Here is a 26,531-nt window from a genome sequence, read left to right on the forward strand (position 1 = left end):
CTTGCTCTCCTTGCAAAGGGCCGAAAGTGTAACCCATCTATCCGGAATGAACTGTCACCCATCTCTCGGGAAGGGCACTTTTCGCCGGGCGCTTCTGGGTGCAGTCTAGCATACTAGCATCTCGACTATCGAACCTTAATCCGTCTTCTCGCCGGTCCGACGGAGTAGCAGCCATGGCCGGTGGATCAGGATGCAAGATTTCCGGCGCACTCAGGCGTGCGTTCCGCAAACGGTCCTGTTTGCTCCGGAACCTCCCGGCTCGCGATGCGTTACCCGGCGTCTCATCATAGATCCCCGCCAGGATTTTCTCCGAGAACCCGCGTCCAATCAGGAGCCCGCTTCATGTATGACAAGTTGTTTCATCCGCCCGTCGCACTGACCGTCGGTCTCGGCTTCAAGCGCGAAATCGCCTCGCTGGCCGAAATGCACGATTTCCTGACCAACTGGACGACCTCCCGACGTGGTCCGCTTTATCGCAATGCCGTCGAGGCGTGCAGCCTGGCCCTGGAAGGCTGCATCACGAGGGACGAGGCGCGCCATGCGCTTGTTGAATTCGCGGAAGCCACCGGTATTCTCTGGCCCGAGATCGAGCAGGTCATCGTGGCGCGCGCCGTCGCACGAGGCCATGGCGGCTACGCCGCCTGATCGTTCGAGCTGTCATTGCGATGGCCAGTTCGTACGGCCGCTCCCCCGAAAGCCCGGCTTGGCCCTCCGAGCCGAGCTTTCCATTCCATCTTGCGGAGGGGCCGCGGTCAATCGCACCAGCTCGATGAGATGACGAGCGATGCCTCGAAGATCTGGCGCCCGCTCTCGTCGCGCACCTTCACGGTAATGGCCGTTCGGTCGTTTTCGATCATCTCGTCGCGAATGATGTCGGGCAGGATGAGAATTGCCTCTTGCCGCAGACGCTCGCGCGTGTCGAACACCTGACCATGGTCGTCCACCGTCAGGCCATCGCCATTGTAAAGGTCGAGAAAGTATCTGGGCATGATGCGGCCGGATCCCGAGCTGATGAATGTCCCAAAAGAGACTTGATCGACAATTCGCGGGCTAAGCCGTTGTTCCATCAGAGATGATCTTCGTTGGCGAATAAGCGCCTTCTAACAAATGTTAATGCCCGCCGGCGCCCGACGACCTAGTGCTTCGGTAGCCGCCCCTTGCTTTCGACAGTTGGCGATCGGCTCTGAGCCCTTTCGCTGGAGATAGCGGTGCTGGAATCCCTGTATCTGAATCTCGCCCAGCACGACGCGCTTTCCGATGCCGAAAAGGCGCTGCTGGCTGAGGCCATGACTTTCGAGCGGCATTTCGCGGTCGGGCAGGATATCGTCGCATCGGGCGCGCGGCCCACCTATTCGACCCTGATCCTCGACGGTTTGGCAGCGCGCTACAAGGTGCTCGAGAATGGCGGCCGGCAGTTCACCTCGCTGCAGGTGCCTGGCGATTTCGTCGATCTCCATGCCTTCCTCCTGAAGACGATGGATCACGGCATCGTTGCCATGTCGCCCTGTCATGTGATGTTCGCCGATCACAGCCGGCTTCGCGCCCTCACCGAGGAAGCGCCGCATCTGACGCGGCTGCTGTGGCTGGACACGCTGGTCGACGGCGCCATCCATCGCGAGTGGATCGTGGCGATGGGCCGCCGCTCCAAGACCTCACACCTGGCCCATCTCCTCTGTGAGCTTTTCGTACGGCTGCAGGTGGTGCAGCGCACCAACGGCATGAGCTTTCACCTGCCGCTCTCACAGGCCGAGCTGGCCGATGTGCTCGGTCTTTCCGTCGTACACATGAACCGCGTCATCGGCGCCTTGCGCAAAGTCGGCGTCGTCACTTGGGCAAATCACACGGTGACCATCCTGGATTGGCACAGGCTCCAGGAAATCGCCGAGTTCGATCCGACCTATCTCAGCCTGACGCGGGAGCCGCGGTAGAGCGTTCCCAGCAAGGCCGCAAAGCGCGGCGGCATATCCTTCCCGGCAATCCGCGTCGACGAGCTGCTCTTCGACGGCGAGCCGCGCCGGAAACCTTTATAGAATTCCTATTTCTTTCCCATCCGCCCCGTCTCGAACCTTTATGGCGATCGGGTCATATTCACGTCGAGCAAAAGCCCTCGGACGCCGCCCAGTGCAGTGCGCCGTCTCACGGTATTGCCGACCTGTCTTTGGCAGGCGAACAGTAGAAACTGGAAGCAAGGAAAAGCACAATGGACATTATTGTTCTTGGGATCGGGGTTTTGTTCTTCGGCCTGTCCATCGTCTACGTCAAAGCTTGCGACAGAATTTAAGCTGAAGGATCGAATCATGCTTGTCGATTACATCCTCGGCGGTGGCGTGACCTTGTTCCTGCTCGCCTACCTCACCTACGCGCTCATTCGTCCAGAACGCTTCTGAAGGCACGGAAAGCCACAGCCATGACACTGAACGGATGGATACAGATCTTGGTCTTTTGCGGGATCCTCGTTTTGCTTGTGAAGCCGCTTGGCTTCTACATGCACCGCGTCTTCAATGGCGATCGCACACCGCTTTCACCGGTCCTCGGCCCGCTCGAGCGCGGGCTCTACCGCATTTGCGGAACCAGCGAGCGGGAAGAACAGCACTGGACCACCTATGCGGTGGCTCTCCTGATGTTCAACCTGGCGGGCTTCCTGCTGCTCTATGTCCTGCAACGCCTGCAAGGCAGTCTGCCCTACAATCCGGCCGGCATGAGCGCGGTCGACCCAGCGCTCGCCTTCAACACCGCCGTAAGCTTCACGACCAACACCAACTGGCAGAACTACGGCGGCGAAAGCACGATGTCCTACCTCGTGCAGATGGCCGGGCTGACGGTCCAGAATTTCGTTTCGGCCGCCACCGGCATCGCCATTGCAATCGCGCTGATCCGCGGCTTCGCCCGCGCTTCCGGAAGATCGATCGGCAATTTCTGGGTCGATATGACGCGCGCCACGCTCTATGTGCTCTTGCCGCTCTGCGTCGTGCTCACCCTGGTCTATGTCTGGCTCGGCATGCCGCAGACGTTGGGGCCTTACGTGGACGCCACGACGCTTGAGGGCGTCAAGCAGACTATCGCGCTGGGGCCGGTGGCCTCGCAGGTCGCCATCAAGATGCTCGGCACCAATGGCGGCGGTTTCTTCAATGCCAATGCCGCACATCCATTCGAAAATCCCGACGCCATCTCCAACCTGATCCAGATGCTGTCGATCTTCGTCGTCGGCGCCGCATTGACCAACGTCTTCGGCCGCATGGTCGGCAATCAGCGCCAGGGCTGGGCGATCCTCGCCTCGATGGGCGTGCTGTTCATCGTTGGCGTCGCTGTCTGCTATTGGGCGGAAGCCGCGGGCAATCCGCTGGTGCATGCGCTGGGCATCGACGGCGGCAACATGGAAGGCAAGGAGACCCGCTTCGGCATCGCGCTCTCGGCTTTGTTCGCCGTCATCACGACGGCCGCTTCCTGCGGCGCGGTCAACGCCATGCACGATAGCTTCACCGCGCTCGGCGGCATGGTTCCGCTCATCAACATGCAACTCGGCGAGGTCATCGTGGGCGGCGTCGGCGCCGGCTTCTACGGCATGCTGATGTTCATCCTGATCGCCGTCTTCGTTGCCGGCCTGATGGTCGGCCGCACGCCCGAATATCTCGGCAAGAAGATCGAGGCGAAGGAGGTCAAGATGGCGATGCTGGCGATCCTGTGCCTGCCGCTGGCGATGCTGATCTTCACGGCGATCGCGGTGGTGCTGCCGAGCGCGGTGGCGTCGATCGCCAATGGCGGGCCGCACGGCTTCTCCGAGATTCTCTACGCCTACACCTCGGCGGCGGCCAACAACGGTTCGGCTTTCGGCGGCCTCAGCGGCAACACGCCCTGGTACAACATCACGCTCGGCATCGGCATGCTGATGGGCCGCTTCCTGGTCATCATCCCGGCGCTTGCCATCGCCGGCGCGCTGGCGGCGAAGAAGACCGTCCCCGCCTCAGCCGGCACCTTCCCGACCGACGGCCCGCTGTTTGTCGGGCTGCTGGTCGGCGTCATCGTCATCGTCGGCGGCCTGACCTTCTTCCCGGCGCTCGCCGTCGGACCTGTCGTCGAGCACCTGGCGATGATCCATGGACAGACATTCTGAGGCAGACATGTCCTGGTTCAGCAACAAGCGCCGCAGTATCAGGCATCGGGCCAATCCGGGGAAGGAGGGGCTGCCGCCTCCCTTCCCGACCATGTCGACGTTTCTTGGGCTTGCCGCCGCCATGATCGCGCTTTGGCTGCTGGCCTACGGGCTTCCTCATCTTTTTTCGGTATCCGACCAATCGCCGCCGCACACCAACACTGAAGCCGGAGCTTCAAAATGAGCCAGTCAAAGTCAGCCAGCATCATGGATGCCGGCATCCTGTGGCCCGCCATCGGCGGCGCCTTCCGCAAACTCGATCCGCGCACGCTGGCCCGCAACCCGGTGATGTTCGTCGTCGCCGTCGTCTCGGCGCTGACATCGGTGCTGTTCGTCAAGGACCTCGTCACCGGCGGCGGTGATTTGCTGTTCACGCTGCAGATCATCATCTGGCTGTGGTTCACGGTGCTGTTCGCCAATTTCGCCGAAGCCGTCGCCGAAGGGCGCGGCAAGGCGCAGGCGGATTCGCTGCGCAAGGCTCGCACCGAAACCCAGGCCAAGCTTTTGACCGGCGAGCACCGCACCAGGTTCAAGCTGGTACCCGGCACCAGCCTGAAGGTCGGCGATATCGTTCTCGTCGAGGCCGGCGACATCATCCCGTCCGATGGCGAGGTGGTGGAAGGCGTCGCCTCGGTCAACGAGGCGGCGATAACAGGCGAATCCGCGCCGGTGATCCGCGAATCCGGCGGCGACCGATCGGCCGTCACCGGCGGCACGCAGGTGCTGTCGGACTGGATCCGCGTGCGCATCACCGCCGCCGCGGGCCACACATTCCTCGACCGCATGATCTCGCTGGTCGAAGGCGCCGAGCGCCAGAAGACGCCCAACGAGATCGCGCTCAACATCCTGCTCGTCGGCATGACGCTGATCTTCGTGCTGGCCACAGCGACCATCCCGAGCTTTGCCCACTACTCGGGTGGCTATATTTCGGTGACCGTGCTCGTCGCGCTGTTCGTGACGCTTATCCCGACCACGATCGGCGCGCTGCTGTCGGCCATCGGCATTGCCGGCATGGACCGGCTGGTGCGCTTCAATGTGCTGGCCATGTCGGGTCGCGCCGTCGAAGCCGCCGGCGACGTCGACACGCTGCTCCTCGACAAGACCGGCACCATCACGCTCGGCAATCGCCAGGCGACGGAATTCCGCCCGGTCAAGGGCGTCAGCGAGCAGGAACTGGCGGACGCGGCACAGCTTGCCTCGCTCGCCGACGAGACGCCGGAAGGCCGCTCGATCGTGGTGCTGGCCAAGGAGAAGTATGCCATCCGTGCCCGCGACATGGCGACATTGCATGCTGCTTTCGTGCCCTTCACCGCGCAGACCCGCATGAGCGGCGTCGACATCGACGGTTCGTCGGTACGCAAGGGCGCGGTCGATTCCGTGCTCGCCCATGTCAGCCAGACGACATCGGCCAGCCGCGCGACGCGCCCGAACAGCGACACGATCAGGGATTTGCAGGCGATCGCCGACGACGTCGCGAAATCCGGCGGCACGCCGCTGGCGGTCGAGCGGGACGGGCGCCTGCTGGGTATCGTGCACCTCAAGGACATCGTCAAAGGCGGCATCCGCGAGCGTTTCGCCGAGCTGCGCAAGATGGGCATCCGCACGGTCATGATCACCGGCGACAACCCGATGACGGCAGCCGCCATCGCGGCCGAAGCCGGCGTCGACGACTTCCTTGCCCAGGCGACACCGGAGGACAAGCTGAAGCTGATCCGCGACGAGCAGGCCAAGGGCAAACTGGTCGCCATGTGCGGCGACGGCACCAACGATGCGCCAGCCCTTGCGCAAGCCGATGTCGGCGTCGCCATGAACACCGGCACGGTCGCTGCTCGCGAGGCCGGCAATATGGTCGACCTCGACAGCGATCCGACCAAGCTTATCGAGATCGTCGAAATCGGCAAGGCGCTGTTGATGACCCGCGGCTCGCTGACTACCTTCTCGATCGCCAATGACGTGGCCAAGTATTTCGCCATCATCCCGGCCATGTTCGCCGTCTTCTACGTCGCGCCCGGCCAGACCACAGGTCCGCTGCAAGCGCTCAACATCATGCATCTGGCGACACCGCAGAGCGCCATCCTGTCGGCCATCATCTTCAACGCGCTGATCATCATCGCGCTGATCCCGCTGTCGCTGCGCGGTGTGAAGTACCGGGCGATCGGCGCGGGTGCGCTGCTCAGCCGCAACCTTCTCGTCTACGGTCTCGGCGGCATCGTCGTGCCGTTCGTCGGCATCAAGACAATCGACATGGCCGTCACCGCCCTTGGCCTTGCATAAGGATCATTCCGATGCTCAAGCAGATCAGACCCGCGATCATCATGATCGTTTTCTTCACCGTGCTGACCGGGCTCGTCTATCCCATCGGCATGACCGGCATCGCCCAGGCGCTGTTCCCGCGCCAGGCCAATGGCAGCCTGATCGAGAGGGGCGGCAAGGTGATCGGCTCCGAACTGATCGGCCAGGCTTTCGCCAGCGACACGTATTTCCACGGACGGCCGTCGGCTGCCGGCAACGGCTACGATGCCAGCGCCTCCGGCGGCTCCAACCTCGGTCCGACCAACCCGAAGCTGATCGAGCGCATCAAGGGCGACGCGGAAAAGCTGAAGTCTGAGAACCCGGACCAGCCGGTGCCGATGGACCTGGTGACGACGTCCGGCAGTGGCCTTGATCCGCAGATCAGTCCCGAGGCCGCTTATTTCCAGGTTCCGCGCGTGGCCAAGGCAAGGCGCATCGACGAGGCCAAGGTCAAGGCGCTCGTCGACGGCCAGGTCGAGGACCGGGAATTGGGCGTGCTCGGCGAGCCGGCGGTTAATGTGCTGGCCCTCAACCTGGCGCTGGATGCCGCGAAGTAGGTGATGTCTGGCGCCGGGGATCGACACGGTCCCCGGCGCCATTCATGATCGGACCCGATGCCGGACGACAGAAGCTACGTCGAAAACAGACCATCTCCCGACGCGCTGCTAGAGCATGCCGTGCGGGAAGGGCGCGGCCGTCTGCGCATATTCCTGGGCGCGGCACCTGGTGTCGGCAAGACTTACGAGATGCTGATGTCGGGTCGTGCCAGGGTGGCCGACGGTGCCGACGTGGTGATCGGCGTGGTCGAGACGCATGGCCGCAAGGAAACACAGGCCCTGGTCGAGGGGTATGAAGTCATTGCCCGCCGCAGGGTCGACTACAAGGGGCGCGTCCTTGACGAGATGGATATCGATGCCATCCTTGCCCGGCGTCCGGTGCTGGTCCTGGTCGACGAACTCGCCCACACCAACGCGCCCGGCAGCCGCCACCCCAAGCGCTATCTCGATGTCCAGGAAATCCTGGCGCGGGGCATAGATGTCTATACGACGCTGAACATCCAACATGTCGAAAGCCTGAACGACGTCGTCGCCCAGATTACCCGGGTCAGGGTGCGCGAGACGGTTCCAGACTCCATCATCGACCAGGCGGATGATGTCGAGATCATCGATCTGACACCCGACGACCTGATCAAGCGGCTGGAGGAGGGCAAGGTCTATTTCCCCAACACCGCGCAGCGTGCCGTCGAGAACTATTTTTCGCCTGGCAATCTGACGGCGTTGCGGGAACTGGCGCTGCGCCGTACCGCCCAGCGCGTCGACGAGCAACTGCTCAACCACATGCAGTCCCACGCCATCCAGGGTCCGTGGGCGGCGGGGGAGCGGGTTCTTGTCTGCGTCGATGCCCGTTCGGGCGGGGCAGCCCGCATTCGCTACGCACGCAGGCTGGCCGACAGGCTTCGTGCACCCTGGACGGCGCTTCATGTCGACACGCCTCGCTCCGCCGGCATGTCCGAGGATGACAAGGACAGGCTCGCCACACTGCTGCGCCTTGCCGAGCAGCTCGGTGCCGAGGTGACGACCATCCCGGGCCAGAGCGTCGCGCAGGACATCGTTCGCCATGCGACGGCCAACAATTTCACCCACATCGTGGTCGGCAGGCCGACCCGGTCGCGCTGGCGCGAACTGATCGAAGGGTCGCTCACCTATGATCTGATCCGCAATGCCGGCGACATCAGCGTCCATGTCATCTCCGGAACGGAGCGGGACACCGAAACGTCTTCCAGGAGAGTGAACGCGGCAGCCGAGGAAAGGCATTTCCAGGCCAAGCCGTATTTGCTCGCCACGGCTTACGTTGCCGGATCATTGGCCGTCAGCACCGTTCTCGACCAGTTCCTCGACGTTCGCAATCTGGCGATCGTCTTCCTGCTCTCCGTGCTGACGTCGGCGGTGGCTGGTGGTCTCTGGCCGGCGCTTTACGCCTGTTTCCTCAGTGTCCTTGCCTTCAACTATTTTTTCCTCGAGCCACGCTACACGCTGACGATCCGCGATCCCGAGAGCATCGTCGCGATTGCCGTCTTCGTCGCCGTTGCCGTCATCGCCAGCAACCTGACGGCGCGCGTGCAGCGTCAGGCCGCCGCCGCCCGCTCGCGGGCGCGGGCAACCGAGGACATCTATCTGTTCTCCAAGAAGCTCGCAGGCGCCGGCACGCTCGACGACGTGCTCTGGGCCACCGCCTTCCAGATCGCCTCGATGCTGAAGGTGCGCGTGGTGCTGCTGCTGCCGGAAGACGGCACGATCACCGTCAAGGCAGGCTATCCGCCCGACGACACGCTGGCCGAGGCCGACATTGCCGCCGCACGCTGGGCCTGGGAGCACAACCGTGCCGCCGGACGCGGCGCCGACACGCTTCCTGGCGCCAAACGCCTCTATCTTCCCTTGCGCACGGGACGCACCGCAATCGGCGTCATCGGCCTCGACAATGACAAGCAGGGCCCGCTTCTGACGCCCGAGCAGCAGCGGCTGCTCGACGCGCTGGCCGATCAGGCGGCGGTGGCGATCGAACGCATCCAGCTCGTCGCCGATGTCGACCGCGCCAAGCTCGCGGCCGAAGCCGACCGGCTGCGCTCGGCGCTGCTGACCTCGATTTCGCATGACCTGAAAACGCCGCTCGCCGCCATCATGGGCGCGGCCGGCACGCTCAAGGAATTCGCGCCCGACCTCCCCGAGCAGGACAGGGCCGAGCTCCTGTCGACCGTGATCGACGAATCGGAGCGGCTGAACCGCTTCATCGCCAACCTGCTCGACATGACCAAGATCGAATCCGGGGCGATGGAGCCGAACTACGCCCTCCATTATGTCGGCGATATCGTCGGCACGGCGCTCGACCGTGCCCGCAAGATCACCAGCGAGCACAAGATCGAGGTCGATATTCCGCCCGACCTGCCGATGCTGCGGCTCGATCCCGTGCTGTTCGAACAGGTCCTGTTCAACCTTCTCGACAATGGCTCGAAATATTCGCCGCCCGCCTCGACGATCCGCGTCCAGGCCTGGGCCGACAATGGCTCCGTCATCGTGCGGATCATGGACGAGGGACCGGGCATTCCGGCGCAGGACCTGGAACGTGTCTTCGATACCTTCTACCGGGTGCGCAAGGGCGATCAGGTACGCGCCGGCACCGGGCTCGGCCTGTCGATCTGCCGTGGCTTCGTCGAGGCGATGGGCGGCACGATCGCGGCCGCCAACCGGACCGACCGCCCCGGTGGCGCCTTCACCATCAGGATGCCGGTGCCGGCGCAAGCGCGCGATATCGGCAACCGCGGCGACGAGCCCGGCATGGATCAGCCTCGATGACCAATTCGAATGTCAGGATACTGGTCGTCGACGACGAGCCGCCGATCCGCAAGCTGCTGCGGGTCGGCCTTGGCAGCCAGGGTTACGCGGTCAGCGAGGCGCCGAACGCCAAGGCGGCGATCGAGCTGATGGAACAGGAGACGCCGGATCTCGTGCTGCTCGATCTCGGCCTGCCCGGCATGGGGGGCCATGAACTCCTGCGCAAATGGCGGGAGGAGGGCGTCGACGTTCCCGTCGTCATCCTCTCCAGCCGTACCGACGAGGCCGGCATCGTCAGCGCGCTCGAACTCGGCGCCGACGACTATGTCACCAAGCCGTTCGGCATGAACGAACTGGTGGCACGCATCCGGGTGGCGCTGCGCCACAAGTTCCAGCAACAGGGTGAGAAGCCGATATTCCAGAGCGGTGACCTCAGCGTCGATCTGGTCAAGCGCGTCGTCAAGGTGGAGGACAGGGAGGTAAAGCTCTCGCCGAAAGAGTACGACATACTGCGCATCCTGGTGCAGCATGCCGGCAAGGTGCTGACCCACCACTTCATCCTGAAGCAGATCTGGGACGACTCGACAGACGTGCAGTACCTCAGGGTCTATGTCCGCCAGCTCAGGCAGAAGATCGAAAAAACCCCCGACCAGCCGCGCTACATCACCACCGAGACCGGTGTCGGCTATCGCCTGCGTGTCGAGTGAAATAGCCTGTCCGATAAACCTGCGTCAGCCGATCGCCTCCAGAGGCCGATTTGCCGCCGCCGATATCCGCAAGGCGGCGAGACAGCCCAGAATGCCGAACGGCACGAAGGCAAGGAACAGCCAGCTCGCGACATTGGCCGCCGCGTCGTGATTCAGGCCTTGCGAAAAGCCGCTGGCATTGGCGACGATGCCGGCAATAGCGGCGCCCACGGCATAGCCGATGCGCTGCATGGTCGGCACCGCCGCCGAGGCGATGGTCTGCTCGTCGTCCGGTGCGGAGGCGACGATGACGCGGGTCAGGAACGGCCAGGCAATGCCGAAGCCGCCGCCCTGCAGCAGGGCGCAGACCAGGATCAGCGGGATCGAGCCCAGCGGTATCGTGTAGGCGAAGCCGGCGATGCCCGCCGCGATCATCAGCGCGCCGCAGACGATGATCAGCCTTTCGCGTCGCGGCGGCGCGTTGGCGACGAGGATCGACAGGATCGACCAGGCGATCGATTCGGCGGCAATGATGTAGCCGGTGGTCAGCAGCGGAATGTCGTGCAGGCTGGTCAAGAGCAGCGGCCCGTAGACGCCGAAGGAGCAGGTCGCGATGGAAAAGGCGGCGACCATCGTCATGCCGGCGCCGACCGGCGTGCGCCAGGAGAACAGCCGCGCCGGGAACAGCCTGGAGCGCGGCTTCAGCGCATCGACGTAGAAAAACAGCGCGAGGCCCGTCAGGCCTAGCACGATCAGCAGCGAGGAACGCAACAGGGCGATGTCGACGCCGGCCGAGGCGATCAGCACCACGGCGACGGCAAGGCAGCCAAGCGCCACGAAAGGGAAGGGCGGTGCCTTGCCGGCACTCGTGCTGGGTTTCTTCGCCTCCGGCGTGTTGAGTACGAGGAAGCTTGCCAGCGCCATGGCGGTGCCGCCGAGTGTGAAGACGCCGAAGGCCCAGCGCCAGGACAGCAATTCGGTCATAACAGCGCCAAGCAACGGGCCGCTGAAAGCAGCAACGCCCCAGATAGCCGACATGATACCGAAAAGCTGCGGCCAGATGGCACGCGAAAACAGCCGCTCGACCGATACGAAGGCCAGCGACACCAGCGCGCCGCCGCCGAGGCCCTCGATCAAGCGGCCGGCAAGGAACAATTGCATTGAGGGCGAGGTGGCGCAGATCAGCGCGCCGGCGGCATAAAGCAGGGCCGCGACCACCATGTTGGTGCGCAGCGGAACATAACTCACCAGGCGTCCGGCGGCGGCACCGGCGACGATGGCGCCGAGTTCGTAGATCGCCAGGGACCAGCCGACGAGCTGTACGCCGGCCAGTTCGCCGACCATGGCCGGCATGACCGTCGCCACCATCGTCTCATTGGTGGCGTGCAGCAGGATGCCGAGGCTGATGAAGCAGAAGCGGGCGAGATCGCCGCTTGCCCACAATGCGCGCCAGTCGACCTTGTTGCTGGTGATTTCAGTCATGTTCACCCCTGCCTTTGCCTATCTCGCTTGTAGCGCATGGCGCCAGAGGCCAGTGCGGGCTTCCGGCAGGACCATAAGGATCGACAGCGCCGTACCAGGCGCTGCCTACCCAAGGGCAGGCTTCTAAAACCTCAAGTATGGTTGAGTTCAAGCGGCTTTTTTGCAGACGTTCGCGAAGCCTCTCAATTTCGCTGCGGAAGCCGCCCTTATGGTCCAGTCAATTCTCGGTGCTGCGCAACTGGAATTGGCTGACGCCGATGGCGAGATTGATGCCGGTCTGCGTCTGCAGGCTGAGCGGCTGCAGGGTAAAGGCCTGCGAGGAGCCGCCGACCAGGAGATTGGCGCCGGCGCCGACGGCGGCGGTCACTTCGGCGCTGGCGCCGATATAGTCACCGGCCAATGCACCCGGCGCGTAGATGTTCTTCAGCGGCGTCAGCACCAGCCAGCGCATCACCGCCTGCTTGGTCGTGCCAATATCGAGTCCGTATTTGTTGACGGCGCCGAAATAGGCTTCCGGCGCGAAGCTCCTGTCGGCCGGGGTGAAGGTGCAGCTCAAATCCTTGCTCGAGCCGAAGATGAAGCCGGTGCCGCCTGAAATGGCGCATTCAAGCGCACCGAGTTCGATACCTTGGTCCTGCGCTCGTGCGGCGCCCGCAAGCATGATCGTGGTCGCGGCAGCGGCGATGGCTGTCCTGAACATGGCGGTCCCCTCAAAATCAAACGGCGCGGAACCATACTATCTGGTTCCGCGCCGCAGGGTGAGGGGTCGTGGAGCGCGTGGCTCCGTGCAATCACTTGAGCGAGTGGATCAGCTCCAGCGAGGTGACGGCGACCGCCAGGTTGACGCCGGTCTGCGCCTGGACGCTGAGTGGCTCCAGCATGAAGGCGCTGTCGAAGCCACCGACCAGCAAGTTGGCGCCGCCACCGGTGACGACGCTCGCCTCGGCGTTGACGCCGTAGTAGCTGCCGGCAAGGTCGCCCGCGTCACGGTCGCGGGTCGCGGCAAACACCGCCCAGACCAACTGGCCCTGGTGCGTCTTGCCGAGATCGACGCCGAGTTTCGAGATGACGCCGGTGTAAATTTCAGACGGCCCGTGATGATAGGGCCGGAACACACAGGACACGCCCTTGTTGGAGGTCACGAGATAGCCGGTGCCGCCATCGATGGTGCAGTCGAGCGTGCCGAGCTGCAACCTGCCGGCGCTGGCCGGGGCGGCAGCGAACATAGTCGTTGCAAGGGCGGCGGCGCAGACGAGTTTCTTGATCATGGGAGGGTCCTTTCGCAATCAGTCTTCAGTAACGTCTCGAGCGCCGCGACCGTTCCGCCGAAAACTTGGCGCGAACAAGGCGAGGGTTAACGGCTTGTCGCGGGGTTAATACAGGGTTGCCGGATTGGCGGCGATCTTCAACGCCGCGTGTCCTTTCGGATACGCACGATGCAGTGCGCACCTTGCCGTGGGCCTGATGAGCCGACGTCAGCTGACGCGGGCGAGGCCATCCTTGGCCGGCTGGTAGCTGGGGTTGAGGCGCACAGCCTCGCGATAGGCCTTCGCCGCCTTTGCCTTGTCGCCGCGCCGTTCGTAGATCAGCGCCTGGTTGGCCCAGGCCTCGGCGTTCTGGCCGTCGAGCTTGATGGCCATGTTGAAATCGGAGAAGGCGTTATCCTCGTCGCCGGTCGCCAGATAGGAGAGGCCACGGCCGTTGTAGGGTTCGGCGGCGTCGGGGGCCAGCGAGATGGCGGTCGAGAAATCCTCAATGGCGAATTTGTGCTGGCCCTGGCTCTGATAGATCAGGCCGCGATTGTGATAGGCGCGGGCGTCCGTCGTGTCGAGCTGGATCGCCTTCTGGAAGTCGTTGAACGCATCCTGGGTGCGGCCCGCCTTACGGTAGAGATTGCCGCGGCCGATATAGGCGGCGTCATAATTGCCGTTGATCTGGATCGAGCGATTGTAGTCGGCAAGGGCTGCTTCCTGGTTGCCGAGGAAACGCTGGATGAGGGCCCGGTTCGAATAGGCCTGGTAGAAATTCGGATTGAGCTGGATGGCCTGGTTGAAATCCTTGAGCGCCGCCTGGTACTGGCCGCCGCGGCCATAGGCCGAGCCGCGGACATTATAGCCTTCCGGATCCTGGGGATTGCGCTGGATGACCGCCGACAGCGAGGAGATGTTCTCGCTCGACCCTTGCGCCTTGTCGATGTTGTTGAATTCACCGGCCGGGCCCGATGTCTGGCAGCCGGCAAGCACCAGTCCGGAAAGCAGGGCCGCTGTCAGGGCGAAACCACGCAATGCGGTCCCGCGCTCCACGCTTGTTGCGTTCATGTCTGCCCTGTCCTCACTTGCGCCGTCGTTCAGGTCCGGTTCCCCCTCCGGGCCGGGTCACATCAAAATAAAAGGGTGGCGGCGATTCCGCATCGCGCCACCCTGGTATCCTTCGAAAAGGACGAAATATTGGCGATAATCAGCGCGGCGGACGCGCTGCACCGGCGGCACCGCCAGCAGCGACCGGACGCGGGGTCATCGGCAGCAGGCCTTCGCGCTGTGCGCGCTTGCGGGCCAGCTTGCGGGCGCGGCGAACGGCTTCGGCCTTTTCACGGGCGCGCTTCTCGGAAGGCTTCTCGTAGTGGCCGCGCATCTTCATTTCGCGGAAAATGCCTTCGCGCTGCATCTTCTTCTTCAGCGCGCGAAGCGCCTGATCAACGTTATTGTCGCGGACGAGTACCTGCACGGGCAATCCTGTCTTTCGGGTTTGATATCAACAGGCAAGCAGCCATAGCCGCAAGCCTCCGCGGCGCTCCACACCACGAATTGTGGCGGCTGATAGCAGAATCAAGCCTCGCTGTCCACAGTCGAAATGAGAGACGACAGCCAAATTGCCACGTCGCCTGGAGATAGTGTGCCCGTTACGCCGTCGCCAAGTGCAGCCGCTCGAAATCCTCGAAGAACTCACCGTAGTCGCAGGTGATCTCCTCGCCGATGGCGATATCCCGGGTCGCGGTCGCACCGCCATATTGCGAAAAGTCGGTGTTCGGGGTCGCCGAATGGTTCATGAAGCGGCCATTGTCGACCTCGTAGACCATGAAACCGGGCTTATCCGGGCTCGGATAGGCATAGCGGTCGAGCAATTCCTTCAGGGGCTGGGCTGCGGCCTCATATTTGTCCATCGGAATCAGCCGGTCGAAATCCGGATCCAGGCGCCAGATCGAGGCGCCCTTCCGGATTGGTTCGGCGGCGAACATGCCGACGCCTTCGATTGCGCTCTGGGCGACATAGGTTCGGACCAGCATCATGGTTTCACAACCCGTCTTGGCAAGAAGACCCGTTTCGACAGGAAACGGAATCGCCAAATCGCGCCGAAAAAGCAAGAGCGGCGGCCTGCGTCACAACGACGAACAGGCAGTTCTCCGTAAAAATCCTTCACGTCCGGTTGATCGACACACCGCCATCGGCAAACAACGCGGTACCCGTGGTGAAGCTCGAGGCGTCAGAGGCAAGGTAAAGCGCCGAGCGGGCGATCTCTTGCGGCTGGGCCATGCGTTTCAGGGCATGGAGGCCCTCGACGAAGGCGCGGGCCTCGGGTGTGGTCGTCGTCGCACCCGGTGTGTCGGTGCCACCCGGCAGCAGCGCGTTGACGCGCAGTCCCTTCGGTCCATATTCGGCGGCCAGCACCTGCGTCAAACCGATCAGGCCTGCCTTGGCGGCAGCGTAGGCGGCCATGCCGGGCATGCCGGCGGTGTAACCGACAAAGCTCGATGTGAAGATCAGCGAGCCGCCGCCGCGCTCCAGCATGGCCGGTATCTGATACTTCGCGCCGAGAAAGGCGCTGGTCAGATTGGTATCCATCGTCCCGTGCCATGTCTGTGCCGACATGTCGGGGACGGAGCCCATCAATCCGACGGAGCCGGCATTGTTCAACGCGATGTCGAGCCCGCCGAAGCTGCCGACCGCCAACTCGACGAGGGCTTTCGCATAGGTCTCGTCGGTGACATCTCCCGCGAGAACGACGGCCGTGCCGCCGGCGTCCTCGATTTCGACTGCGAGTGCATCAAGCGCCGTTTGGCGGCGAGCGGAAATGACGAGCTTGGCGCCTTCCTCGGCGAACAGCTTTGCCGTGGCGCGGCCGATGCCGGAACTGGCACCGGTGACGATGGCGATCTTGTTGGCGAGTGCGAGCATGTTTGGCATCCTTGTCCTTCGCGCCAGCTTCGCCGGCGATCGGATGCTTGGTCGCAAATCGGCAGAACAGCAGCCACCCGAAAGCTGCAGAGATTCGCGCCACTACCGCCGCAGCAGCCATGCCAGACGATCCAGCGAGAACGCGTAGCTGATGACGATCAGCAAGGCCATGATGATGGCCGTAATGGTATGGCCCGCCAAATGGAAACCCGCGCCGCCGCCGAACAGGACGATGAATTCCAGCGCCAGCCTGACAGCGCCCGGTACAGGCACCGGTGCCCGGCCCGACCGGCTTGGATCGTTGAGGACCGCGAAGATACCCCATGCCGCGGCTGCGGCGAGCGGCAAGGCAATGGCGAGGACCCAACGCCACGCTTCGTCCGAAAGGCTCCAGCCTGCCATGCCGAGGCCGAGCAAGGCGGCAAGCTCCAGCAGGAAGCGCAATGTGAGATTCCACCAGGCGTTGCCCATCATCATCCTCCGAATCCCAGCGCCGAGAAGTGTGACTGAAGGCAATCGTGGGAGCCAGGCCGGATAGCTCTTTTTCAGCGCGGCGCAAAACGGCAAGCGCCGTCGCAAACAGCGCAAGGGTGGCAGCGCTGTTTCGCTAGTGATACACCTCGCGCGCCGGGGCTTGATGATGAACGCCCGGCTGCCATTTGCGAGGCTGGAACGTGAAGAAATATTCGGTATTCGCCATCGCCCGCGAGGCCATGCGCGGCCACAAGGGCTGGGAGGAACAATGGTCCTCGCCGGAGCCGAAGAAGGAATACGACGTTATCATCGTCGGCGCCGGCGGCCATGGGCTGGCAACCGCCTATTACCTCGCGACCGTGCACGGCATCACCAATGTCGCGGTGCTGGAAAAGGGCTGGCTGGGCGGCGGCAATACCGGCCGCAACACCACCATCATCCGTTCCAACTATCTCTATGACGAGAGCGCCGGGATTTATGACCATGCGCTGAAGCTCTGGGACGGGCTCTCCCAGGAGCTCAACTACAACGTCATGTATTCGGCGCGTGGCGTCATGATGCTGGCGCACAATGTGCACGACATCCAGGTGCTGAAGCGCCATGTGCACGCCAACCGGCTCAACGGCATTGACAATGAATGGCTGACACCCGAGCAGGCGAAAGCATTCTGCCCGCCGCTCAACACCTCCAAGGACGCACGCTATCCGGTGGTCGGTGCGGCGCTGCAGCGTCGTGGCGGCACGGCGCGCCATGACGCGGTCGCCTGGGGTTATGCGCGCGGCGCCTCGGCGCGCGGCGTGCACATCATCCAGAACTGCGAGGTGACCGGCGTCAAGCGGGCCGCCAATGGCGCGGTGACGGGCGTCGACACGACGCGCGGCTTCATCGGCGCCAAGAAGGTTGGCGTCGTCGCCGCCGGACACTCCTCCGTCATCATGAACATGGCCGGCGTGCGCATGCCGCTGGAAAGCTATCCGCTGCAGGCGCTGGTGTCGGAGCCGATCAAGCCGGTCGTGCCTTGCGTTGTGATGTCGAACACGGTGCACGCCTATATCTCGCAGTCCGACAAGGGCGAGCTGGTGATCGGCGCCGGCACCGACCAGTATGTCTCCTATTCGCAGACCGGTGGGCTGCACATTCTTCAGCATACGCTCGACGCCATCTGCGAAATGTTCCCGATCTTCACGCGCATGAAGATGCTGCGGTCGTGGGGCGGCATCGTCGACGTCACACCCGACCGCTCGCCGATCCTGGCCAAGACGCCGGTGCCCGGCCTCTACGTCAATTGCGGCTGGGGCACGGGCGGCTTCAAGGCGACGCCGGGGTCCGGGCATGTCTTTGCCCACACCATTGCCAAGGACGATCCGCACCCGATCAACGCGCCCTTCACCATCCAGCGCTTCCGCACAGGCCGCCTCATCGACGAGGCGGCGGCCGCGGCGGTGGCGCACTGATGATGATGGCCGAGGTGGCAGTCGCGGTGCCGCTGATGCTGGCGGGGGAACAGGGCATGTTCCATGTTCCGACGGCGCAGGAAGTGCGGCTGCAGCCGATCAGCCGTGCGGGAAACGAGACCGGCTGGCCGTTTTCTGTCGACGAGGGAATGCTCGCCTGCGTCTGGAGTGTCGGCCAGAAAGTGGTGATGTTCTTCGAAGGCAGGCCGCATGGGCTGGATGAAGACGAGGATTTCCAGCCGCGTGGCGTCATCGTTACGACAGATCCGATGCAGCTGACGCTCGGCAACATGGCCAACCGCGATCTGTTCAGCGCGGCGACGAGCGTCGAGGAGCGGCTGCGGCTCGTCGCTCCCTTCATGACTATGGGCCAGAAGCTTTGCGATCAACCGGCTGGCGCGCGCGTCGGCCACGGCGAATTGTAGGAACAAACACGATGCTTCTCATCCGCTGCCCCTATTGCGAGGAAGAGCGCCCGGAACTCGAATTCCGCAACGCCGGCGAGGCGCACATCGCACGCTCGGCCAACATATCAGGCGAGAGCGACGACGACTTCGAGAAGTTCTTCTTCATCCGCTCCAATCCAAAGGGCATTATCTATGAGCGCTGGCGCCACATGCATGGCTGCGCGCGCTTCTTCAACGCGGTGCGTGACACCGTCACTGACAAGTTCGTCATGACCTACAAGGCCGGCGAACCGAAACCCTCCAAGCTGCCCGGAGTAGCGAAATGAGCGGCGCGTTGCGCATTCCCGGCGCCGGACGCCTCAGCCAGGCCAAGACCGCGCGGTTCAGCTTCGACGGCCAGTCCTACGCGGGCATCGAGGGGGACACTCTGGCCTCGGCGCTGCTCGCCAATGGCGTGCATCTGGTCGGCCGATCGTTCAAGTACCACCGCCCGCGCGGCATCCTGTCGGCCGGCGCGGAGGAGCCGAACGCGCTGGTGCAGATCGTGCGCGACGACGCGCGCAAGACGCCGAACGTGCGCGCCACCGTGCAGGAGCTCTATGACGGGCTCGCCGCCAATTCGCAGAACCGCTGGCCGTCGCTGTCCTTCGATGTCAGCGCGGTCAACGACCTGGCCTCGCCGCTGTTCTCGGCCGGCTTCTACTACAAGACCTTCATGTGGCCGAAGGCGGCCTGGAAGAGCCTTTACGAACCCAAGATCCGCGAAGCCGCCGGCCTCGGTGTTTCGCCCGACAAACCCGATCCCGACCATTATTCCTCGCGCTACGCCCATTGCGACGTGCTGGTGCTGGGTGGCGGCGCGGCCGGCATCGCGGCGACACTTGCCGCGGCGGAGACCGGCGTGCGCGTCATCCTGGCCGACGAGCAAGCCGAGTTCGGCGGCAGCCTGCGCTTCGAATCTGGTGCGAAGATCGACGGCCAGGACGGCTTTGCCTGGGCACAAGCGGCGATCGCCAGACTGAGCGCGATGGACAATGTCCGGGTGCTCCCGCGCACCACGGCGTTCGGCTATTACGCGCAGAATTTCGTCGGTCTGGTCGAGCGCGTCAGCGATCACCTGAAGGTCCCCGGCCACGATCTGCCGCGCGAACGGCTCTGGCAGGTCCGCGCCAAGCGCGTGGTGCTGGCCTCCGGCGCCATCGAGCGTCACATGGTGTTTGCCAACAATGACAGGCCCGGCATCATGCTGGCGGGTGCGGCGCGCACCTTCCTCAACCATTATGGTGTCGCGGTTGGCCGGAATGTCGGCGTCTACACCGCCAACGATTCGGCTTACGGCGCCGCGATCGACCTGAAGAAGGCCGGCATCAACGTGGCGGCGATCGTCGATTTGCGTGACAACCCGACCGGCCCGGTGATCGATGAGGCCAGGGCCCTCGGCATCGAGATCAATTTCGGCCGTGCAGTGATCCGCGCCGGCGGCAAGCTACGCGTGTCGTCGATGACGGTGCAGCCGAAGAATGGCGGCAGCGAACGCACTATTCCCGTCGATGCGATCCTGATGTCCGCCGGCTGGACGCCGTCGGTGCATCTGTTCTCGCAATCGCGCGGCAAGGTTGCCTTCAACGACGAGACCAAGCGCTTCGTGCCTGGCACCTACGCGCAGGACTGCGTGTCGGTCGGCGCCTGCAACGGCACCGACGGCCTGACGGCGACCGTGCACGAGGCCTATGCGGCGGGCGCCAAGGCGGCGAAAGAAACAGGCGGCAAGGCGTCCAAGGGCACCAAGCCGAAGGTCGAAGCCTCGGAAAGCTGGTCGCGCGGCATGCTGGGTGCTGGCCCCGGCGCCGGGCCGGACACGACGGTGAAAGCCTTCGTCGATTTCCAGAACGACGTGACCGCCAAGGACATCCGCCAGGCGGTGCATGAAGGCATGCGCTCGATCGAGCATGTCAAGCGCTTCACCACCAACGGCATGGCGACCGACCAGGGCAAGACCTCTAACATGCACGGACTGGCGATTGCCGCCGAAACCCTGGGCAAGCCGATCCCGGAAGTCGGCCTGACCACGTTCCGCGCGCCCTACACGCCTGTCACCTTCGGCGCGATCGTCAGCCACGCGCGTGGGCCGCTGTTCGACCCGACACGCAGAACCGCGATCCATCCCTGGGCCGAGGCGCAAGGCGCGGTGTTCGAGGATGTCGGCCAGTGGAAGCGCGCCTGGTACTTCCCCAAGGCAGGCGAGGACATGCATGCGGCGGTCGACCGCGAATGCGTCGCCGTCCGCAACCAGGCCGGCCTGTTCGATGCGTCGACGCTGGGCAAGATCGAAGTGGTCGGCCCCGACGCGGCGAAGTTCATGGAACTGCTCTACACCAATCCGTGGGAGAAGCTGGAGCCCGGCCGCTGCCGCTATGGCATCATGCTGCGCGAGGACGGCTTCATCTATGATGACGGCGTCGTCGGCAGGCTGGCGCCGGACCGCTTCCATGTAACGACGACGACGGGCGGCGCGCCGCGCGTCATGAACCACATGGAGGATTACCTCCAGACCGAGTTCCCGCATCTTAATGTCTGGCTGACCTCAATCACCGAGCAGTGGGCGGTCATTGCCGTCCAGGGGCCGAAGTCGCGCGAGATCATTGCGCCGCTGGTCGAAGGCATCGACATGTCCGACGAGGCGCTGCCGCACATGTCGGTGCGCGAGGGCAAGATCTGCGGCGTGCCGACGAGGCTGTTCCGCATGTCGTTCACCGGCGAACGCGGTTTCGAGGTCAATGTGCCGGCCGACCATGGCCAGGCGGTCTGGGAAGCGTTGTGGGCCGAGGGCCAGAAGCATGGCGCCACCGCTTACGGCACCGAGGCGATGCACGTGCTGCGCGCCGAGAAGGGCTACATCATCGTAGGCCAGGATACGGACGGTACGGTGACGCCAAACGATGCCGGTCTGGACTGGGCGGTCGGCAAGAAGAAGGCCGATTTCGTCGGCATTCGCGGCCTGACGCGGCCTGATCTCGTCGCCAAGGGGCGCAAGCAACTGGTCGGCCTGAAGACCAAGGATCCAAAGGTGGTGCTGGAAGAAGGCGCGCAGATCGTCCAGGATCCCAAACAGGCGATCCCGATGAAGATGATCGGCCATGTCACGTCGAGCTATTGGTCGCAAAATTGCGGCCGTTCCATCGCGCTGGGGCTGGTGGCCGGCGGCCGTGACCGGATGGGCGACACGCTCTATGTACCGATGCCGAACGGGGTCATCGAAGTGGAGGTTACCGGCATGGTGTTCTTCGACGAGACGGGAGGGCGCCTCAATGGCTAAGGCTGCTGCAAAGACGGCCACGATGGCTTCATCATCAGCAGAGCGGCGTCCGGCATTGGCCGGGCGCACTGTCTCCGCAACGAGTGTCAAGGTCGAAGTGCTGCCGCCGGCCGAGCGTATCTCTCTGCGCGCCCCGGAGGCTTCAGTCGCCGCTTTGTCGAAGGCGCTCGGCCTGACCTTGCCGAAGAAGCCGAAAACCTCGGCGTCGAAGGGCGGGCGTACGGCGTTGTGGCTTGGCCCGGACGAGTGGCTTGTCATCGACGAGGCCGGCAAGGACCCACTCGCCGATTGCGCAGGAGTTTCCGCCTTGCATTCGTCGGTCGGGATCTCGCATCGCAACATCGCGATTTTAGTCGCCGGTCCGGCGGCGGAAGCCGCGATCAATTCGGGCTGCCCGCAGGACCTGTCGCTCGACGCCTTCCCGGTGGGCGCCGCTTCGCGCACCATTCTCGGCAAGGCCGAGATCGTGCTGCTGCGCACGGCCGACGAGGCCTTCCGGGTCGAGTGCTGGCGTTCCTTCTCGGACTATGTCTTTACTTTCCTGTCCGAGGGAGCCCGCGACGCCGCCGGCTGACCCCGGAACGTTTGCCGCCCGCGTCCGTTGAGCGGCGACAGTCGAGGGAGAGATGCCGATGCCGTCGAAGTCCGCGCCGAAATCGCCGAAAACCGCGGCGGTCCGTTCGCTCGAACATGAGCGGCATTACGAGGCCGACGCCGAAGAGGAACTTGAGGAAGGCCTCGAGGACACGTTCCCGGCCAGCGATCCCGTGTCGATTACCGGGTCGTCCATTCCTGGAGCACCGGCGAAACCCGGCAAGGCCAAGACCGTCCCCGGCCGCAAGACCCGCAAACCCTGATTTCAGAATTTTTGGCTGACGGCCTCTTCCCAAGACCTCCGTGGATGCGATATTCAAAGCGCTTTGGAGAGGAAAAATGCCTGTTAGAGCCGTTGTCTGGGGTGAAAACGTCCATGAACAGACCAATGCCGCCGTGCGCGACCTCTATCCGCTGGGTATGCATGGCACCATTGCCGCCGCACTCAACCAGGACAAGGGCGTCGAAGCGACCACCGCCACCTTGCAGGAACCCGAGCATGGCCTGAGCGACACGCGCCTGGCCGCTACCGACGTGCTTTTATGGTGGGGCCATGCCGCCCACGGCGAGGTCAAGGACGAGATCGTCGAGCGCGTGCAGAAGCGGGTCTGGGAAGGCATGGGGTTGATCGTGCTCCATTCCGGCCACTACTCGAAGATCTTCAAGCGGCTGATGGGCACGCCCTGTTCGCTGAAATGGCGCGAGGCGGGCGAGCGCGAGCGTGTCTGGGCGATCAACCGCGGCCACCCGATCGCGCAAGGCATCGGCGAATGCCTGGAGATCGGCGAGACGGAAATGTATGGTGAGCCGTTCGCCGTGCCTGAGCCGCTGGAGACGGTATTTATCTCCTGGTACGAAGGCGGCGAGGTGTTCCGATCGGGGCTGACCTATCAGCGCGGGGCGGGAAAAATCTTCTACTTCTCGCCGGGCCATGAGACCTATCCGATCTATCACAATGAAGGCGTTCAGCAGGTGCTGCGCAACGCCGTGCATTGGGCGCACAACCCGGCCCCGGCCTGGTCCGGCATCACCAATGCGCCAAACGTGCCGACGGACAAGGCCAAGGAGAAGATCGTCCAGAAAGGCCTGCGCCTGCATGCGGACGGTGACAAGGGACTGAGCTGATGCACCGCCTGCTCTTGCTCGGCACCGGTTGGATCGCGGCGCATCATATCGAGGAGTTCGGTCAGGTCCCGGGCTGCGCCATCGTCGCTTGCGTGGACCACCTGCCGGGCCGCGCGGCGGCGTTCGCAGCCGCCAACAAAATAGGCACTTTCTTTGAAAGCCTCGATGCGGCGATCGCTTGGGGCGAGTTCGATGCCGCCATCAACGCCACGCCCGACCAGGTTCACAAGGCGACGACGCTGGCCCTGCTGGCCGCCGGGAAACATGTGTTCTGTGAAAAGCCGCTGGCGCCGAACCACGCCGATGCGCTTGCGATGAGCGATGCCGCCGAGGCGGCCGGGCTCGTCAACATGGTCAACCTCACCTATCGCAACACTCCGGTGATCCAGGAGGCGCGGCGCATGGTGCAGGCCGGCGAGATCGGCGAGTTGCGCCATGTCGAGGCGAGCTACCGGCAAAGCTGGTTGGTTAGCAAGTTCTGGGGCGATTGGCGGGTCGACGACAAATGGCTGTGGCGCCTGTCGGGCCGGCACGGTTCGACAGGCGTTCTGGGCGACGTCGGCATCCATATCCTCGACTTCGCGACCTATGGGGCGGCCGAGGATATCGTCAGCCTGCATGCCGATCTGGTGACGTTTCCGAAGGCAGAGGGCGATCGCATCGGCGACTATGTGCTAGACGTCAATGACAGCTTGGCGATAACGGCGCGGCTCGGTTCAGGCGCGCTGGCCACGATCATGGCCAGCCGCTACACGACAGGCCACGGCAATGATTTGTCGCTGGCCCTGCACGGTACCAAGGGCGCGATCAAGGTCGAGACCGACGGCAAGGTTTCGAAACTGTCCGCTTGCCTGGGTGACGACGTCGATCAGCACCGTTGGCGGACGCTGACGCCACCTGGCGTCAAGCACAACGCCCGGCGCTTTGTCGATGCGCTGGACACGGGACAGAACGGCGATCCGTCGTTCCGGCGGGCCGCCGACATGCAAAGGCTGATCGACGCGGCCTTCGAAAGTTCAGCGACCAAGTTGCCGGTCTCGATCGGCTGAAATCATCATCCGGCCGGCTGAGCCGGCCAGAACCGACTTTCGGAAAATCTCAGTAGGCGCTCGGCATGATCCAAGGGTTCACCGTGATGCCGAGCCGGGGACCCTTGCCGTCGGTCGTGGCTTCCGTGGAGGCCTTCTTGTCGACTGAGCCGGTCGAAGCGCAATCGAGCTTCATATGGGTCTTGGTGTCGACGCAGGTCGCGGCGGGAACGTGCTTGACCGCGTGGGTGCCGTTGGCGGCAAAGGCCGAGCCCGAAAGTGCCAGCACGGCGGCGAGGGTGAGGAGTGTCTTTTTCATGGCCTGTCTCCGGTTTCGGCGGGTGAATTTTTTTCGTACATGTACGTTATTCCGTACAAATACGTCCGTCGATCGCGAAGTTCAAGAGAAAATCGTACGCGTACGGTAGTTTTTTGTTAACCAAGAAAGTCGCCGCAGAAGGCTTGGAGGGGCGGTGCGGAATCTGGGAGAACAAAGGATATAGCGCTCAGCAGTTGACCGGTGTCTCGGTCAATGGCGGCACATCTTGCGTGCTGAGCGTGGCAAGGGTGAAGTCGCACATCCGCTTCACGAAAGCCTGCGCGTCGCCGAAAGGGTAGAAGGGGAAGGTGATCAAAAGCGAGATCGTGCCATGGCCGACGGCCCACAGCATGGTGGCGATGGCGCGTGGATCGCCATGCAGTTTGCCGGCGGCGACACAGGCCTCGACCCTGCTGATCAGCGCCTTCATTGCCGGGTTGCTTTCCTCCATGTCCTCGTAGCTCCTGCCTTCAGGCAGCTTGGTCTTTTCGGTCATGAAGACGGTGCGGTATTCGTTGGGATTGCCGAGCCCGAAGGCGGCATATTCGGTCATGACCGCCTGCAAGGCCTCGATCGGATCGTCGGACGGGTGTTCCTCGATGCGCCGGGCGAGCGTTTCAAACGCGTCCTCGGCCAGCGCGAACAGGATGTCCTGCTTGTCGGCGAAGTAGGAATAGACCGACATCGGCGCATAGCCGACCCGCTTGGCGAGCTTGCGGATGGTCAAGCCTTCATAGCCTTCTTCCTGGACGAGCTTGTGCGCGGCCGCGACAAGCTCCGACCGCAGTTCGGCCTTTTGTTTCTCGCGGCGTTTCTGGACGCTGAGCGGCAAGTCCGTTGCCCTTGTCTGGTTGGTGCCTGGCTAAATTATATACGCTGTACGGAAACGGACAAGGGCACCGCGGGTTCCCACGCGGCAGGCGTCAGATCGCGCCGACGCCGCCATCGATGGCCAGCGCATGGCCGGTCATGAAGGAATTGGCCGGATCGGCGGCAAACAGGATGGCGGTGGTGATTTCGTCGACTTCCGCCACGCGCTTCATCGGTATGCCACGGGTCAGCTCGGCCAACGCCTCCGCCTCCGGCGCGCCGGAGACGCTCACGAAACCGTCTATCATGCCCGTTCTGGTGTGGGCGGGGCAGATGGCATTGATGCGCAGACCCTTGCTGGCATATTCGACCGCCGCCGAGCGGGTGAGGCCGACCACGCCATGCTTGGCGGCTGCATAGACAGAAAGCTTCGGCGCGCCCGAAAGGCCGGCGGCCGAGGCAATGTTGACGATGGCGCCGCCCTTGCCGGTCGCCTTGAACTGCCGCTCCATTTGCGGGATCTGGTGCTTCATGGCGTAGAAGACGCCGAGCAGGTCGACCTCGACCACCCGGCGGGCTTCGTCCGATGGAACCTGCGGCAGGCGCACGAAACTCTGAACGATACCGGCATTGTTGACGGCGACATCCAGGCGGCCAAATTTTTCCAACACCAGCGCCACCAGTGCTTCCGACAGTGCCTCGTCGGCAATGTTGCCTGCCAGCATCGCCGTCTCGGTATCGAGCGTATCGGCGAAACTCATCAGGGCCGTTTCATCCAGGTCCGAGAGAACCAGCCGGGCGCCTTCGGCGGCAAAGCCCTTGGCGGCGCCACGGCCGAGGCCGCCGGTCGCGCCCGTGATCAGCACCGTGGCTCCATCAAAGCGGCCCATTGC

29 protein-coding genes are annotated in these 26,531 nt (G+C 63.8%); 17 read left to right on the plus strand and 12 right to left on the minus strand.

The annotated features are described in order from the left end of the window. Positions 1-342 precede the first annotated feature (342 nt). Entirely contained in the window at positions 343-645 is a 303-nt protein-coding gene (locus tag FJW04_RS07465; RefSeq protein ID WP_140713308.1) for a DUF982 domain-containing protein, read from the plus strand. A 107-nt stretch (positions 646-752) separates the two neighbouring features. On the opposite strand, the gene FJW04_RS07470 is transcribed toward FJW04_RS07465, so the two are convergent. Next, the gene (locus FJW04_RS07470; RefSeq protein WP_140713310.1) at positions 753-989 is read right to left on the minus strand and encodes a hypothetical protein; all 237 of its coding nucleotides are present in this window, start codon (positions 987-989) and stop codon (positions 753-755) included. Positions 990-1,208: 219 nt separating this feature from the next. Between FJW04_RS07470 and FJW04_RS07475 the strand changes: the two genes are divergently transcribed. The 8 genes from FJW04_RS07475 to FJW04_RS07510 all read left to right on the plus strand — a co-directional run bounded on the left by FJW04_RS07475 (position 1,209) and on the right by FJW04_RS07510 (position 10,478). Then, complete coding sequence (locus tag FJW04_RS07475; protein ID WP_140713312.1) at positions 1,209-1,928, plus strand: Crp/Fnr family transcriptional regulator; 720 nt, start codon at positions 1,209-1,211, stop codon at positions 1,926-1,928. A gap of 369 nt (positions 1,929-2,297) precedes the next feature. Then, the gene (gene kdpF, locus FJW04_RS07480; protein WP_015315765.1) at positions 2,298-2,387 is read left to right on the plus strand and encodes a K(+)-transporting ATPase subunit F; all 90 of its coding nucleotides are present in this window, start codon (positions 2,298-2,300) and stop codon (positions 2,385-2,387) included. A 20-nt stretch (positions 2,388-2,407) separates the two neighbouring features. Further along, on the plus strand, positions 2,408-4,111 hold the full coding sequence (gene kdpA / locus FJW04_RS07485) for a potassium-transporting ATPase subunit KdpA (RefSeq protein ID WP_140713314.1): 1,704 nt from the start codon (positions 2,408-2,410) through the stop codon (positions 4,109-4,111). A gap of 7 nt (positions 4,112-4,118) precedes the next feature. Beyond that, entirely contained in the window at positions 4,119-4,334 is a 216-nt protein-coding gene (locus tag FJW04_RS07490) for a hypothetical protein (RefSeq protein WP_140713316.1), read from the plus strand. Beyond that, complete coding sequence (gene kdpB / locus FJW04_RS07495; RefSeq protein ID WP_140713318.1) at positions 4,331-6,424, plus strand: potassium-transporting ATPase subunit KdpB; 2,094 nt, start codon at positions 4,331-4,333, stop codon at positions 6,422-6,424. The genes FJW04_RS07490 and kdpB overlap by 4 nt, the downstream gene beginning before the upstream one ends. Before the next feature lie 11 nt (positions 6,425-6,435). Continuing rightward, positions 6,436-6,999 (plus strand): potassium-transporting ATPase subunit KdpC, encoded by a 564-nt coding sequence (gene kdpC, locus FJW04_RS07500; RefSeq protein ID WP_140713320.1) that lies wholly within the window; start codon positions 6,436-6,438, stop codon positions 6,997-6,999. 57 nt (positions 7,000-7,056) lie between these two features. Continuing rightward, positions 7,057-9,792, plus strand: coding sequence for a sensor histidine kinase KdpD (locus FJW04_RS07505; RefSeq protein WP_140713322.1), 2,736 nt, complete (start codon positions 7,057-7,059; stop codon positions 9,790-9,792). Beyond that, positions 9,789-10,478 carry a response regulator transcription factor gene (locus FJW04_RS07510; protein WP_140713324.1) on the plus strand — a complete coding sequence of 230 codons (690 nt, stop codon included), beginning with the start codon at positions 9,789-9,791 and terminating at the stop codon, positions 10,476-10,478. Before FJW04_RS07505 ends, FJW04_RS07510 begins: the two co-directional genes overlap by 4 nt. Positions 10,479-10,502: 24 nt before the next feature. Here FJW04_RS07510 and FJW04_RS07515 read toward each other — a convergent pair whose 3' ends face one another. From FJW04_RS07515 to FJW04_RS07550, 8 genes are all read right to left on the minus strand, one after another. Then, positions 10,503-11,939 (minus strand): MFS transporter, encoded by a 1,437-nt coding sequence (locus FJW04_RS07515; RefSeq protein ID WP_140713326.1) that lies wholly within the window; start codon positions 11,937-11,939, stop codon positions 10,503-10,505. Positions 11,940-12,156: 217 nt separating this feature from the next. Then, the gene (locus tag FJW04_RS07520; RefSeq protein WP_140618787.1) at positions 12,157-12,639 is read right to left on the minus strand and encodes a DUF992 domain-containing protein; all 483 of its coding nucleotides are present in this window, start codon (positions 12,637-12,639) and stop codon (positions 12,157-12,159) included. Positions 12,640-12,730: 91 nt separating this feature from the next. Further along, a complete protein-coding gene (locus tag FJW04_RS07525) occupies positions 12,731-13,207 on the minus strand; it encodes a DUF992 domain-containing protein (RefSeq protein ID WP_023770564.1) in 477 nt (158 codons plus the stop codon). A gap of 207 nt (positions 13,208-13,414) precedes the next feature. Beyond that, positions 13,415-14,257, minus strand: coding sequence for a tetratricopeptide repeat protein (locus FJW04_RS07530; RefSeq protein WP_127275461.1), 843 nt, complete (start codon positions 14,255-14,257; stop codon positions 13,415-13,417). 139 nt (positions 14,258-14,396) lie between these two features. Then, a complete protein-coding gene (gene rpsU / locus FJW04_RS07535) occupies positions 14,397-14,663 on the minus strand; it encodes a 30S ribosomal protein S21 (RefSeq protein WP_010911429.1) in 267 nt (88 codons plus the stop codon). A 175-nt stretch (positions 14,664-14,838) separates the two neighbouring features. Further along, positions 14,839-15,225, minus strand: coding sequence for an SET domain-containing protein-lysine N-methyltransferase (locus tag FJW04_RS07540; RefSeq protein ID WP_140713328.1), 387 nt, complete (start codon positions 15,223-15,225; stop codon positions 14,839-14,841). A 127-nt stretch (positions 15,226-15,352) separates the two neighbouring features. Continuing rightward, positions 15,353-16,111: an SDR family oxidoreductase gene (locus tag FJW04_RS07545; RefSeq protein ID WP_140713330.1), complete on the minus strand. Its 759-nt coding sequence runs from the start codon at positions 16,109-16,111 to the stop codon at positions 15,353-15,355. A gap of 102 nt (positions 16,112-16,213) precedes the next feature. Beyond that, positions 16,214-16,588 carry a DUF2568 domain-containing protein gene (locus tag FJW04_RS07550; RefSeq protein WP_224683513.1) on the minus strand — a complete coding sequence of 125 codons (375 nt, stop codon included), beginning with the start codon at positions 16,586-16,588 and terminating at the stop codon, positions 16,214-16,216. 197 nt (positions 16,589-16,785) lie between these two features. Here FJW04_RS07550 and FJW04_RS07555 point away from each other — a divergent pair, with 197 nt between their 5' ends. The 8 genes from FJW04_RS07555 to FJW04_RS07590 all read left to right on the plus strand — a co-directional run bounded on the left by FJW04_RS07555 (position 16,786) and on the right by FJW04_RS07590 (position 24,530). Continuing rightward, positions 16,786-18,039, plus strand: coding sequence for a sarcosine oxidase subunit beta (locus FJW04_RS07555; protein ID WP_140713332.1), 1,254 nt, complete (start codon positions 16,786-16,788; stop codon positions 18,037-18,039). 2 nt (positions 18,040-18,041) lie between these two features. Next, on the plus strand, positions 18,042-18,464 hold the full coding sequence (locus FJW04_RS07560; protein ID WP_140619005.1) for a hypothetical protein: 423 nt from the start codon (positions 18,042-18,044) through the stop codon (positions 18,462-18,464). Between the two features lie 11 nt (positions 18,465-18,475). Further along, the gene (locus FJW04_RS07565) at positions 18,476-18,772 is read left to right on the plus strand and encodes a sarcosine oxidase subunit delta (protein ID WP_015315781.1); all 297 of its coding nucleotides are present in this window, start codon (positions 18,476-18,478) and stop codon (positions 18,770-18,772) included. Continuing rightward, the gene (locus tag FJW04_RS07570; RefSeq protein WP_140713334.1) at positions 18,769-21,762 is read left to right on the plus strand and encodes a sarcosine oxidase subunit alpha; all 2,994 of its coding nucleotides are present in this window, start codon (positions 18,769-18,771) and stop codon (positions 21,760-21,762) included. Before FJW04_RS07565 ends, FJW04_RS07570 begins: the two co-directional genes overlap by 4 nt. Then, entirely contained in the window at positions 21,755-22,336 is a 582-nt protein-coding gene (locus FJW04_RS07575; RefSeq protein WP_015315783.1) for a sarcosine oxidase subunit gamma, read from the plus strand. The genes FJW04_RS07570 and FJW04_RS07575 overlap by 8 nt, the downstream gene beginning before the upstream one ends. 58 nt (positions 22,337-22,394) lie before the next feature. Continuing rightward, positions 22,395-22,619 carry a hypothetical protein gene (locus FJW04_RS07580; RefSeq protein ID WP_041163323.1) on the plus strand — a complete coding sequence of 75 codons (225 nt, stop codon included), beginning with the start codon at positions 22,395-22,397 and terminating at the stop codon, positions 22,617-22,619. A 76-nt stretch (positions 22,620-22,695) separates the two neighbouring features. After that, positions 22,696-23,481, plus strand: a complete 786-nt coding sequence (locus FJW04_RS07585) for a ThuA domain-containing protein (RefSeq protein WP_140713336.1) — start codon at positions 22,696-22,698, stop codon at positions 23,479-23,481. Further along, entirely contained in the window at positions 23,481-24,530 is a 1,050-nt protein-coding gene (locus FJW04_RS07590) for a Gfo/Idh/MocA family oxidoreductase (RefSeq protein WP_015315786.1), read from the plus strand. Before FJW04_RS07585 ends, FJW04_RS07590 begins: the two co-directional genes overlap by 1 nt. A gap of 49 nt (positions 24,531-24,579) precedes the next feature. Here FJW04_RS07590 and FJW04_RS07595 read toward each other — a convergent pair whose 3' ends face one another. The 3 genes from FJW04_RS07595 to FJW04_RS07605 form a co-directional block, all read right to left on the minus strand. Beyond that, on the minus strand, positions 24,580-24,828 hold the full coding sequence (locus FJW04_RS07595; RefSeq protein WP_015315787.1) for a DUF680 domain-containing protein: 249 nt from the start codon (positions 24,826-24,828) through the stop codon (positions 24,580-24,582). A 187-nt stretch (positions 24,829-25,015) separates the two neighbouring features. Beyond that, positions 25,016-25,660: a TetR/AcrR family transcriptional regulator gene (locus tag FJW04_RS07600; RefSeq protein WP_140713338.1), complete on the minus strand. Its 645-nt coding sequence runs from the start codon at positions 25,658-25,660 to the stop codon at positions 25,016-25,018. Between the two features lie 91 nt (positions 25,661-25,751). Beyond that, a complete protein-coding gene (locus FJW04_RS07605) occupies positions 25,752-26,528 on the minus strand; it encodes an SDR family oxidoreductase (protein WP_140713340.1) in 777 nt (258 codons plus the stop codon). Between the last annotated feature and the right edge of the window lie 3 nt (positions 26,529-26,531).

The organism is Mesorhizobium sp. B2-7-3 (assembly GCF_006440715.1).
Taxonomy (GTDB): domain Bacteria; phylum Pseudomonadota; class Alphaproteobacteria; order Rhizobiales; family Rhizobiaceae; genus Mesorhizobium; species Mesorhizobium australicum.

Coding starts and splice junctions, on each gene's coding strand:
- kdpC (WP_140713320.1), top strand. CDS start 6,436: ATGCTCAAGCAGATCAGACCCGCGATCATCATGATCGTTTTCTTCACC.
- FJW04_RS07515 (WP_140713326.1), bottom strand. CDS start 11,939: ATGACTGAAATCACCAGCAACAAGGTCGACTGGCGCGCATTGTGGGCA.
- FJW04_RS07550 (WP_224683513.1), bottom strand. CDS start 16,588: ATGATGATGGGCAACGCCTGGTGGAATCTCACATTGCGCTTCCTGCTG.
- FJW04_RS07560 (WP_140619005.1), top strand. CDS start 18,042: ATGATGGCCGAGGTGGCAGTCGCGGTGCCGCTGATGCTGGCGGGGGAA.
- FJW04_RS07520 (WP_140618787.1), bottom strand. CDS start 12,639: ATGTTCAGGACAGCCATCGCCGCTGCCGCGACCACGATCATGCTTGCG.
- FJW04_RS07540 (WP_140713328.1), bottom strand. CDS start 15,225: ATGATGCTGGTCCGAACCTATGTCGCCCAGAGCGCAATCGAAGGCGTC.
- FJW04_RS07570 (WP_140713334.1), top strand. CDS start 18,769: ATGAGCGGCGCGTTGCGCATTCCCGGCGCCGGACGCCTCAGCCAGGCC.
- FJW04_RS07505 (WP_140713322.1), top strand. CDS start 7,057: ATGCCGGACGACAGAAGCTACGTCGAAAACAGACCATCTCCCGACGCG.
- FJW04_RS07585 (WP_140713336.1), top strand. CDS start 22,696: ATGCCTGTTAGAGCCGTTGTCTGGGGTGAAAACGTCCATGAACAGACC.
- kdpF (WP_015315765.1), top strand. CDS start 2,298: ATGCTTGTCGATTACATCCTCGGCGGTGGCGTGACCTTGTTCCTGCTC.
- FJW04_RS07575 (WP_015315783.1), top strand. CDS start 21,755: ATGGCTAAGGCTGCTGCAAAGACGGCCACGATGGCTTCATCATCAGCA.
- FJW04_RS07580 (WP_041163323.1), top strand. CDS start 22,395: ATGCCGTCGAAGTCCGCGCCGAAATCGCCGAAAACCGCGGCGGTCCGT.
- FJW04_RS07565 (WP_015315781.1), top strand. CDS start 18,476: ATGCTTCTCATCCGCTGCCCCTATTGCGAGGAAGAGCGCCCGGAACTC.
- FJW04_RS07510 (WP_140713324.1), top strand. CDS start 9,789: ATGACCAATTCGAATGTCAGGATACTGGTCGTCGACGACGAGCCGCCG.
- FJW04_RS07525 (WP_023770564.1), bottom strand. CDS start 13,207: ATGATCAAGAAACTCGTCTGCGCCGCCGCCCTTGCAACGACTATGTTC.
- FJW04_RS07605 (WP_140713340.1), bottom strand. CDS start 26,528: ATGGGCCGCTTTGATGGAGCCACGGTGCTGATCACGGGCGCGACCGGC.
- FJW04_RS07465 (WP_140713308.1), top strand. CDS start 343: ATGTATGACAAGTTGTTTCATCCGCCCGTCGCACTGACCGTCGGTCTC.
- FJW04_RS07530 (WP_127275461.1), bottom strand. CDS start 14,257: ATGAACGCAACAAGCGTGGAGCGCGGGACCGCATTGCGTGGTTTCGCC.
- FJW04_RS07595 (WP_015315787.1), bottom strand. CDS start 24,828: ATGAAAAAGACACTCCTCACCCTCGCCGCCGTGCTGGCACTTTCGGGC.
- FJW04_RS07545 (WP_140713330.1), bottom strand. CDS start 16,111: ATGCTCGCACTCGCCAACAAGATCGCCATCGTCACCGGTGCCAGTTCC.
- FJW04_RS07590 (WP_015315786.1), top strand. CDS start 23,481: ATGCACCGCCTGCTCTTGCTCGGCACCGGTTGGATCGCGGCGCATCAT.
- FJW04_RS07490 (WP_140713316.1), top strand. CDS start 4,119: ATGTCCTGGTTCAGCAACAAGCGCCGCAGTATCAGGCATCGGGCCAAT.
- kdpB (WP_140713318.1), top strand. CDS start 4,331: ATGAGCCAGTCAAAGTCAGCCAGCATCATGGATGCCGGCATCCTGTGG.
- kdpA (WP_140713314.1), top strand. CDS start 2,408: ATGACACTGAACGGATGGATACAGATCTTGGTCTTTTGCGGGATCCTC.
- FJW04_RS07470 (WP_140713310.1), bottom strand. CDS start 989: ATGCCCAGATACTTTCTCGACCTTTACAATGGCGATGGCCTGACGGTG.